Genomic DNA, 8,079 nt, shown 5'->3' on the forward strand with positions numbered 1-8,079 from the left:
CATTCTTGAAGCGCAGGCTGCGCTCACGGGTGGTGCGGAAACTGAATAGCGTATCGTTCCAGTGGTGGACGCTGAGAACCTCTTCCAGGGCAAACTTGCTCACGACCGGCTCCTTGATATTCCATTGGCGAATAACATCGCCGCTTTAACTTTGATACTAATTCTAAGCGCTCGCAGCATATCTGTTAAATGGGTAGTTTGGATAAAGCATATCTATAATATGAATATATTGCTGCCTGGAGCCATGTCATGCGCTACACCCTGCGCCAACTGGAAGTGTTCGTCGCCGTCGCCCAGCACGAGAGCGTCTCCCACGCGGCTAGGCTACTGTCGCTGTCGCAGTCGGCGGCCAGCACGGCGCTCTCGGAGCTGGAGCGGCAGTTCGATTGCCAACTGCTCGATCGCATCGGCAAGCGCCTGAAGCTCAATGCGCTGGGCTTCCAGCTGCTGCCCAAGGCCGTGGCCCTGCTCGACCGGGCCGAGGAAATCGAGGAACTGCTGCGCGGCCAGCGCGGGGTCGGCTCACTGGACGTGGGAGCCACGCTGACGATCGGCAACTACCTGGCAACGCTGTTGATCAGTGATTTCATGCAGCGCCATCCCGATAGCCGGGTACGGCTGCAGGTGCGCAATACCAGTGCCATTATCGAGCGTATCGTGCATCACGAACTTGATCTGGGTCTGATCGAGGGCGATTGCCAACATGAGGACGTGGTGATGCAGCCCTGGGTGGAGGACGAGCTGGCCGTCTTCTGCTCACCGCGGCATCCGCTGGCCAACGTTGGTGAGGTGGACATGGACAAGCTGCTGCGTGCCGACTGGATCATGCGTGAGCAGGGTTCCGGCACGCGACTGACCCTGGAGCATGCCACCCGTCACCGGCGCGGCCGCTTCAACACCTTGCTGGAACTGGAGCACACCGAGGGGATCAAGCGGGCGGTGGAGTCGGGGCTCGGTATCGGCTGTGTCTCGAAGCTGGCGCTGCGCGATGCCTTCCGACGTGGCAGCCTGGTGCCCATTCCCACGCCGGAGCTGGACCTGAGCCGCCAGTTCGCCTTCATCTGGCATCGCCACAAGTATCTCTCCACCGGCATGCGCGAATTCCTGCGGCTATGTCGCCAGATGACCGAAGGGATACAGCGCAGCGACGAAATCGACCTGCCGCCGGTGCCCTGATCCCTCCTGTCCAGACGCCGTCACTCCCTCAGCTTGAAGCCTCCGATAACGCCGGCCAGCCGGTCGGCCTCATCGCTCAGCCGCTCGGCGGCGGTGGTCGACTCCTCGACCATGGCAGCATTCTGCTGGGTCATGCGATCCAGGTCCGCCACGGCCACGCTGACCTGGCTGATGCCGTCGCTCTGCTCACTGGCCGCCACGCTGATCTCGCCCAGCATGCTGGCCACACGGTTAACGCTGGCGACCAGCTCGTCCATCGTCGCACCGGCCTGCCCGACCAGTTGCGTACCGGTGGCGACCCGCTGGCCGGATGTCTCGATCAGCCCTCTTATGTCACGCGATGCCTCGGCGCTGCGGGTTGCCAGCTGGCGCACCTCACCGGCCACCACGGCAAAGCCGCGGCCATGCTCGCCGGCCCGTGCCGCCTCCACGGAGGCGTTGAGCGCCAGCAGATTGGTCTGGAAGGCGATGCCATCGATGACCTTGACGATGTCGCTGATCTGCCGCGATGCGTCGCTGATGTCCTCCATGGTGCTGACCACCTGGCCCACCGCCTCGCCCGACTGCTGGGCCACCTGGGCGGCCGACTTGGACAGGGAATTGGCTTCCCGAGACGAGGCGGAGGTGTGTTCGACGGTGCTCGAGATCTCCTCCATGGAAGCGGAGGTCTGCTGGAGACTGGCAGCCGCCTGCTCGGTACGCCGGGACAGGTCCTCGCCACCCATGGCGATCTCGTTTGCCGCAAGGCGGACCGACTCGCTGCTGTTACGCACATCGATCAGCACGTCATGCACCTTGTCGACGAAGGCATTGAACTGCGTTGCCAGCTCGGCGCCCTCGTCACGCCCCTTCACGGGTAGCCGCTGGGTCAGGTCGCCATTGCCGGTGGCGATCCCGCGCATGCGGTCGGCCAGCAGACGCAACGGCCGGGAGACCCGCCCACCCACGATCCACAGCGCCGCCATACCCAGGGCCGCCAGCAACAGGCCCACCAGGCTCATGCCCAGGGTGTCAGTGCGGCGCTGTTCGTCGAGCAGCGTCTGCAAGGCCCCCAGGTCGCCCATCACCGCCTGCTGAGGCAGGCGGATCATCAGCACCCAGGGTGTCTCGCTGCTGCCGATGGTGAAGGGCTGGTAGCGCTCGATCATGCCATTGCGCAACACACTGGTCGTGGCCCCTTGTTCACGGGCCTGATCCACCGAGCCCAGGATGTCCGCTCCCAGTGCATCGCTGGCCGGCATGCCCAGGCGTTCGGCATCGGCGGTATAGGCCGCCAGACCGCCCTGGCCGGCGATCAGGGCCAGCTCGCCGGCACCGTTATAGAGGGAAGCACTGGCTGCTGCCAGCAGTTCCTGAATGAAATCCAGGGAGAGGTCGACACCGGCAACGCCACGAAAGGCACCATCCACCAGGATCGGCACGTTGAACGAGGTGACCATCACGGTCTCCCCGCCATAGTCATAGGGGCCGGGTCGATGATGCAGGGCGCCAGGGTCTCCCGCGGGCAGAGGTAGTACTCGCCTTCACGGACCCCGCTGGCCAGCAGGGTATCGCTCTCCATGGTATCGCCCAGCGGCAGCACCTCGACGGCGCCGCTGTCGGTGCGGTACCACCAAGGCATGAAACGGCCCGAGCCATCGTACCCCTCGGCCTCACCCAGGCCGCCGTACAGCGCATCCCTGCCAAAGGCATCGGGCTCCCAGCCGATGAAGGCGTCCAGCAGCGAGGGGTTCTCGACCACGGTCTGGCGCACCAGGTTGGAGAGTTCCCGGCGGCTCATGGACATGGCCATGCGTCCGCTATCGTCGCGCTGGCCCATCAATCCGTTGGCAGTGGCCAGCTGGGTGGCCAGGGTCAGGGCATGCTCCAGTTCGCGCTGAATCCGGCCCGCCTCGGCATCCGCCAATACCGCCAGCCGCTCATCGATGGCCCCCTCGAGCAACCCCCGGGTGTGGGTCTCGACGATCACCTGGGTACGAGAGGAGGAGAACAGGCTGTAGACAACCAGGGCCGCCACCACTGCCAGCAGGCAGGGGCCGGCCAGCAGGACCACATACTGGCGGATCGATTTGAGGTGCATGGGCGCTCTCGCTGAAGAAGGATAAGCACGACGGCATCACACCGTGGCTTCACTTTCCTTGATATCGGCAAGAGCGCCCGACTCTTGAGGCGTAATGTCCGTATGCGCTCAGCGCATGTCGCTGACCGCTTGCTGAATGCTCTCCAATCCGGACTTGCTCAGATCCTTGGCAAGCGTATGAATGACCAGCTTGCGGGTGGGGGCATCCAGCTCGTCACGCAGTAGGCCGAGAAACTTGGGGGGCGCCACGAGAATGAGCTTGTCCATGAGATTCTCGACGCGAGCACGGTAGATCCGCTCGGCAACCTGCTTGGCGAAGAGCTGGTCTTCATGCTCGGAGGCGACACCCTCGCGATAAGAGGAGCGTGAACCGGGCCCTCTGGATTCCTGCACGTCGGCGCCACTATCGGTCACCAGGTCTCCCTCGTGCAGCCTCCCTGCCGGGTGCACGAGACTTTCCATCTCCTGCAACTTGAGAGCATCGCGTGTAAAGACGCGCGCCCGTGCTGCATCGGCCACCACGATATACGTTGTCATAGCCTCTCCTTCATACGGATTGACGGAAGGACACCCCCTCGGGCGATGCCCCGCCTCCCCTTTCAACATGGCAAGGCGGGCCCCCGGGGTCAAACCGCTCGCGTCACACGCCTAGATCACCTTGCGCCGCAGAATACTGGTAATGGCTTCACCAATCAGCACCAGGATGACAATGGCGATCAGGATGGTGGCCACGGTGGGCCAGGCAAAGGTGTCGATGGAGCCCTGGAGAAGAACCCCGATACCACCGGCACCCACCAGACCCAGCACCGTGGACTCGCGGATGTTGATGTCCCAGCGCAGTATGACGATGGCGAAGAAGGCCGGCATCACCTGGGGTACGACGGCATAGGCGATCACCTTGAGCTTGGAGGCGCCGGTGGCCTCCATGGCCTCCACCGGGCGCCGGTCGATCTCCTCGATCGCCTCGCCCATCAGCTTGCCGATGAAACCGATGGAGCGGAACATGATCGCCAGGATCCCCGCCAGCACACCGGGACCGAAGATCGCCACGAAGAGCAGCGCCCAGATAATGGTGTTCACCGAACGGCTGGAGACCAGGATGAAGCGCCCCAGCCACAGGCAGGCGCGGTTGGGCGTGGTGTTCTGGGCGGCGATATAGGATACCGGCAGGGCGACGAAGATCGTCAGCATCGTCGCCAGCGTGGCGATATGCACCGTCTCGATCATGGCGCCGATGATCTGTTCCAGCCGACGCGGATCCGGCGGCCACATGCGTGCCCCCAGATTCTGGATCTGGTTCGGCGCATCCCACACCCAGGGCCAGAAGATGTCGATATCGCGAACCGCCCAGTAGACCAGCATCACGGTCACCAGCAGCACGGCATAACGGACCAGGCGCTCCTTGCGGTCATAACGCTGCCAGATACGATCGGCAAGGGCGTCGGTTTGATCTACCATATTTTCTTCCTCACCCAGCCGCTGATGCCCTCGCTGACCAGGATCACCGCGATGATGATCAACAGGATAGCGAACGCGAAATCGTAGTCGTAGCGTCCGAAGGCGTTCATCAGGGTGCCGCCGATCCCGCCGGCGCCGACGATCCCCACCACTGCCGAGGCACGCAGGTTACTGTCGAGCTGGTACATGGAAAGCCCAACCTGGCGCGGCAATATCTGGGGGAAGACAGCATAGATCAGGATCGAGAAATACCCTGCGCCGGTCGCCTTCATCGCCTCGACCTGCCCCCAGTCGATCTCCTCGATCTCCTCCGCCAGCAGCTTGCCGACGAAGCCAATGGAGTAGAGGGTCAGTGTCAACACGCCCGCCAAGGGGCCAAAACCCACTGCCGCCACGAACAGGATGGCGACGATGACCGGGTGGAAACTGCGCGAGATGATGATCACCGCCCGCCCGAACAGGTAGACCGGCAGCGGCGCAATGTTCCGGGCCGCCATTACCGCGAAGGGAATCGACAGCGCGACCCCCAGCAGGGTTGCCAGGATGGCAATCTGGAAGCTCTCCTTGAAACCGGTGAGCAGCAGGCCCCCGCGCTCGAAGCTGGGCGGGAAGCCGCTGCCGAAGATCCGTGCTGCCCGTGGCAAGCCCTCGGCGATACGCTCCCAGTTGAAGGGCAGGCTGCCGAAGGCCCAGACCAGATAGGCCAGCACCAACAGCCACAGGCCATAGCGAAGGAATGGATTGGCGATGAAGGAGGGCTTGCGCCAGGTCCTGGGCAAGGGGGTCGTGCCGGGGGCGTCAGGTCTGGTCATGAGCGACCCCCTGTTCACCCTGTTTCGGGTTGGCACCGGGCGGCTCGGTGATCTCCTCGTCGGGTGCTTCAATGCCGCCATAAATGGCGTCCAGGGCATCCTTGGTGAAATCGGCCGGCGAGCCGTCGAAGATCATCTTGCCATGGCGCAGACCAACGATGCGTTCGGTGTAGGTCTTGGCCTGGGCGACATTGTGGATATTGATCAGCACCGGCAGCGACAGCTCGCTCGCCAGGCTCTGCAGCAGCTTCATGATCTGTTCGGAGGTGCGCGGGTCGAGCGATGCCGTCGGCTCGTCGGCCAGCAGGATCTCGGGCTCCTGCATCAGGGCCCGCACGACGCCGACTCGCTGGCGCTCTCCACCGGAGAGCTCATCGGCACGCTTGTTGGCATAGTGGGCGATACCCACCCGCTCCATGAGCGTAAAGGCGCGCTCGATGTCCTGCTTGGGGTAACGCCTCGAGATGGCCTGGTAGAGGCTGACGTAGCCGAGCCGACCGGCCAGCACGTTCTCCATCACGGTCAGGCGATCGATCAGGTTGAAACCCTGGAACACCATGCCGATCTTGCGCCGCGCCCGCCTGAGCGCTGCCCCTCTCAGCTTGACCAGTTCATTGCCGTTGAGCCGGATCGAACCAGAGGTCGGTTCCACCAGTCGGTTGATACAGCGCAGCATGGTGCTCTTGCCCGCCCCCGATGCACCGACGATGGAGACCACGCTACTGCCCTCCACCACGAGATCCAGATCCTGCAGTACCGGCTTGTCATGGCCGTAGCGCTTGACCAGCTTGGAGATCTCCAGCATTCACCCACCTCGCTATGCAGAAAACCGACCCCCGGCCAACGGCCGGGGGCTCATGTCTTGCTTGGACAGGAAGCCCGATTGTCTGGCTTATTCCTGGTCCAGGTCTTCGCGGGTATAGCGCACGTCGTTGGCCGCCTGGATGGTGCGGATCACCTGCCAATGCTCCTCATAGTTGATCGGAATGAACTTCTCGACCCCCTCGAACTCGTCGCCCAGGGCGGTGCCGACGAAGTCGAATGAGAAGAAGGCCTCTTCGATCTTCTCGACCAGGTCGGGATGCAGATTGTGGGCGTAGTTGTAGGAGGTGGTCGGGAAACGGTCCGACTCGTAGATGATCTTGACGTCCTCCTCGTCATAGAGACCGCGTGCGGCCATGCGCTCGACCACCTCGGAGGCCACCGGTGCGGCATCGTAGTCGCGGGCCACCACACCAAGCATCGACTGGTCGTGGCTGCCGGAGTAGACCACCTCGTAGTCCTCATCGGGGACGATACCCAGATCGGGGAAAAGGGCGCGGGGTGCCAGGTTGCCGGAGTTGGAGGTGGGCGAAGTATGCGCCACCCGCTTGCCCTTGAGGTCTTCCATGTCATCGATACCGGAATCGACATGGGTGTAGACCTGAAGGGTATAGCCGAACTGGCCGTCATCGGAGCCCATCAGGGCGAACGGCACCGCACCGGCCAGGTTCACCGCAAAGGGTGTCGGCCCGGTGGAGAAGCCGGCAATATGCAAACGCCCGCTGCGCATGGCCTCGACCTGGGCAGAGTTGGACTGCACGGCGAAGAAGCGCACGTTGCGCTCGGTTACCTCTTCCAGATGATCGATGAACGGCTGCCAGATATCGGAGTAGATGGCCGGGTCTTCCACCGGCGTGTAGGCAAAGATCAACGTGTCGGGGTTGGCCCATTCAGACTCGTCGGCAGGCAGGTCGGCGACCATGTTGCCGTCTTCATCGCAGTAGAGGTCGTCCAGGTCACCGCGCGGGCAGTCGGCGTGGGCCTGAGCCGATACGAGCATGGCCAGTGGCAGCAGGGAGGAGATGGCCAGCGTGGCAAGGGGGTGCTTGTTAGCGGTGCGGTGTGCTTTCATGGCGTGACTCACTTTGCGTGCGTTGTTATTGGAACGTTCGTGAACGCTTTCATTGCAGCGTGCCTGTCGTTGCTGGGCACCCGTTGGTCGCCCATATGGCTGATCGAAATCGAACATACGAACGTGCGTGATGATCATTATCGAAACTAAAGATTAATCTAGGTAGTATGACAATAGTATGTCAAACGGATTCCTCAACGCCTCGACTCAGCGCCGCAATCGCTACCTTCTGATGCGGCACGGCCATAGCCAGGCCAACGCCAGGGGGCTCATCATCAGCACTCCGGAGCGCGGCCTGACGGCCTTCGGCCTCTCCCCCCAGGGAGTCTCCCAGCTCGACGCCCTTCTCGCCGACTGGCATTGGCCGACACCCACGCGGATTCTTCATTCGGATTTCCTGCGTACCACCGAGACCGCTGCCCGGGTAGCGTCCCACTTCGCGCTACCCCTGCAGCGTGAGCCCCGCCTTCGTGAGAGACACTTCGGTGACCTCGAAGGCCTGGCGGACGACCGCTACCCCCATATCTGGCGCTGGATGCACGCAGCGCCGAACACGTCGAACATGACGTGGAGAGCGTCGCCAGCGTCGCGGCCGGATGCAAGCGGTGATCGAGGCACTGGAGCACACGCTGAGCGGGGAAACGGTGCTCCTGTCAGTC

General features: G+C 63.1%; 9 protein-coding genes and 1 pseudogene. 2 read left to right on the forward strand and 8 right to left on the reverse strand.

Annotation, left to right across the window (positions count from 1 at the left end):
* Window positions 1–103: pseudogene (locus tag Q427_RS31565) on the reverse strand (ferredoxin--NADP reductase); the annotation flags it as partial.
* Window positions 104–249: 146 nt separating this feature from the next.
* On the opposite strand from Q427_RS31565, the gene Q427_RS21575 reads away from it, so the two are divergent.
* Window positions 250–1,176 carry a LysR family transcriptional regulator gene (locus tag Q427_RS21575; protein WP_043517199.1) on the forward strand — a complete coding sequence of 309 codons (927 nt, stop codon included), beginning with the start codon at window positions 250–252 and terminating at the stop codon, window positions 1,174–1,176.
* Between the two features lie 20 nt (window positions 1,177–1,196).
* Here Q427_RS21575 and Q427_RS21580 read toward each other — a convergent pair whose 3' ends face one another.
* From Q427_RS21580 to phnD, 7 genes are all read right to left on the reverse strand, one after another.
* Window positions 1,197–2,615: a methyl-accepting chemotaxis protein gene (locus Q427_RS21580; RefSeq protein WP_331280680.1), complete on the reverse strand. Its 1,419-nt coding sequence runs from the start codon at window positions 2,613–2,615 to the stop codon at window positions 1,197–1,199.
* Window positions 2,615–3,256 carry a cache domain-containing protein gene (locus Q427_RS36470; RefSeq protein WP_331280681.1) on the reverse strand — a complete coding sequence of 214 codons (642 nt, stop codon included), beginning with the start codon at window positions 3,254–3,256 and terminating at the stop codon, window positions 2,615–2,617. Before Q427_RS36470 ends, Q427_RS21580 begins: the two co-directional genes overlap by 1 nt.
* A gap of 108 nt (window positions 3,257–3,364) precedes the next feature.
* A complete protein-coding gene (locus Q427_RS21585; protein ID WP_043517200.1) occupies window positions 3,365–3,793 on the reverse strand; it encodes a host attachment protein in 429 nt (142 codons plus the stop codon).
* Window positions 3,794–3,904: 111 nt separating this feature from the next.
* Complete coding sequence (phnE, locus tag Q427_RS21590) at window positions 3,905–4,714, reverse strand: phosphonate ABC transporter, permease protein PhnE (RefSeq protein ID WP_043517201.1); 810 nt, start codon at window positions 4,712–4,714, stop codon at window positions 3,905–3,907.
* Window positions 4,708–5,526: a phosphonate ABC transporter, permease protein PhnE gene (phnE, locus tag Q427_RS21595; RefSeq protein WP_043517202.1), complete on the reverse strand. Its 819-nt coding sequence runs from the start codon at window positions 5,524–5,526 to the stop codon at window positions 4,708–4,710. Before phnE (Q427_RS21595) ends, phnE (Q427_RS21590) begins: the two co-directional genes overlap by 7 nt.
* Window positions 5,513–6,331 carry a phosphonate ABC transporter ATP-binding protein gene (gene phnC, locus Q427_RS21600; RefSeq protein WP_043517203.1) on the reverse strand — a complete coding sequence of 273 codons (819 nt, stop codon included), beginning with the start codon at window positions 6,329–6,331 and terminating at the stop codon, window positions 5,513–5,515. Before phnC ends, phnE (Q427_RS21595) begins: the two co-directional genes overlap by 14 nt.
* An 87-nt stretch (window positions 6,332–6,418) precedes the next feature.
* Window positions 6,419–7,420 carry a phosphate/phosphite/phosphonate ABC transporter substrate-binding protein gene (gene phnD, locus Q427_RS21605; RefSeq protein WP_043517205.1) on the reverse strand — a complete coding sequence of 334 codons (1,002 nt, stop codon included), beginning with the start codon at window positions 7,418–7,420 and terminating at the stop codon, window positions 6,419–6,421.
* Window positions 7,421–7,598: 178 nt separating this feature from the next.
* Here phnD and Q427_RS30525 point away from each other — a divergent pair.
* Window positions 7,599–8,079, forward strand: a 481-nt coding sequence (locus tag Q427_RS30525) for a histidine phosphatase family protein (protein WP_231613838.1), incomplete at its 3' end; no start/stop codon positions are given.

It is taken from the genome of Halomonas sp. BC04, assembly GCF_000568385.1.

Excerpts from the sequence above, each read along its gene's own strand:
- Q427_RS21585 (WP_043517200.1), bottom strand. The coding sequence starts at position 3,793 with ATGACAACGTATATCGTGGTGGCCGATGCAGCACGGGCGCGCGTCTTT.
- Q427_RS21580 (WP_331280680.1), bottom strand. The coding sequence starts at position 2,615 with ATGGTCACCTCGTTCAACGTGCCGATCCTGGTGGATGGTGCCTTTCGT.
- Q427_RS21575 (WP_043517199.1), top strand. The coding sequence starts at position 250 with ATGCGCTACACCCTGCGCCAACTGGAAGTGTTCGTCGCCGTCGCCCAG.
- Q427_RS36470 (WP_331280681.1), bottom strand. The coding sequence starts at position 3,256 with ATGCACCTCAAATCGATCCGCCAGTATGTGGTCCTGCTGGCCGGCCCC.
- phnE (WP_043517202.1), bottom strand. The coding sequence starts at position 5,526 with ATGACCAGACCTGACGCCCCCGGCACGACCCCCTTGCCCAGGACCTGG.
- phnD (WP_043517205.1), bottom strand. The coding sequence starts at position 7,420 with ATGAAAGCACACCGCACCGCTAACAAGCACCCCCTTGCCACGCTGGCC.
- phnE (WP_043517201.1), bottom strand. The coding sequence starts at position 4,714 with ATGGTAGATCAAACCGACGCCCTTGCCGATCGTATCTGGCAGCGTTAT.
- phnC (WP_043517203.1), bottom strand. The coding sequence starts at position 6,331 with ATGCTGGAGATCTCCAAGCTGGTCAAGCGCTACGGCCATGACAAGCCG.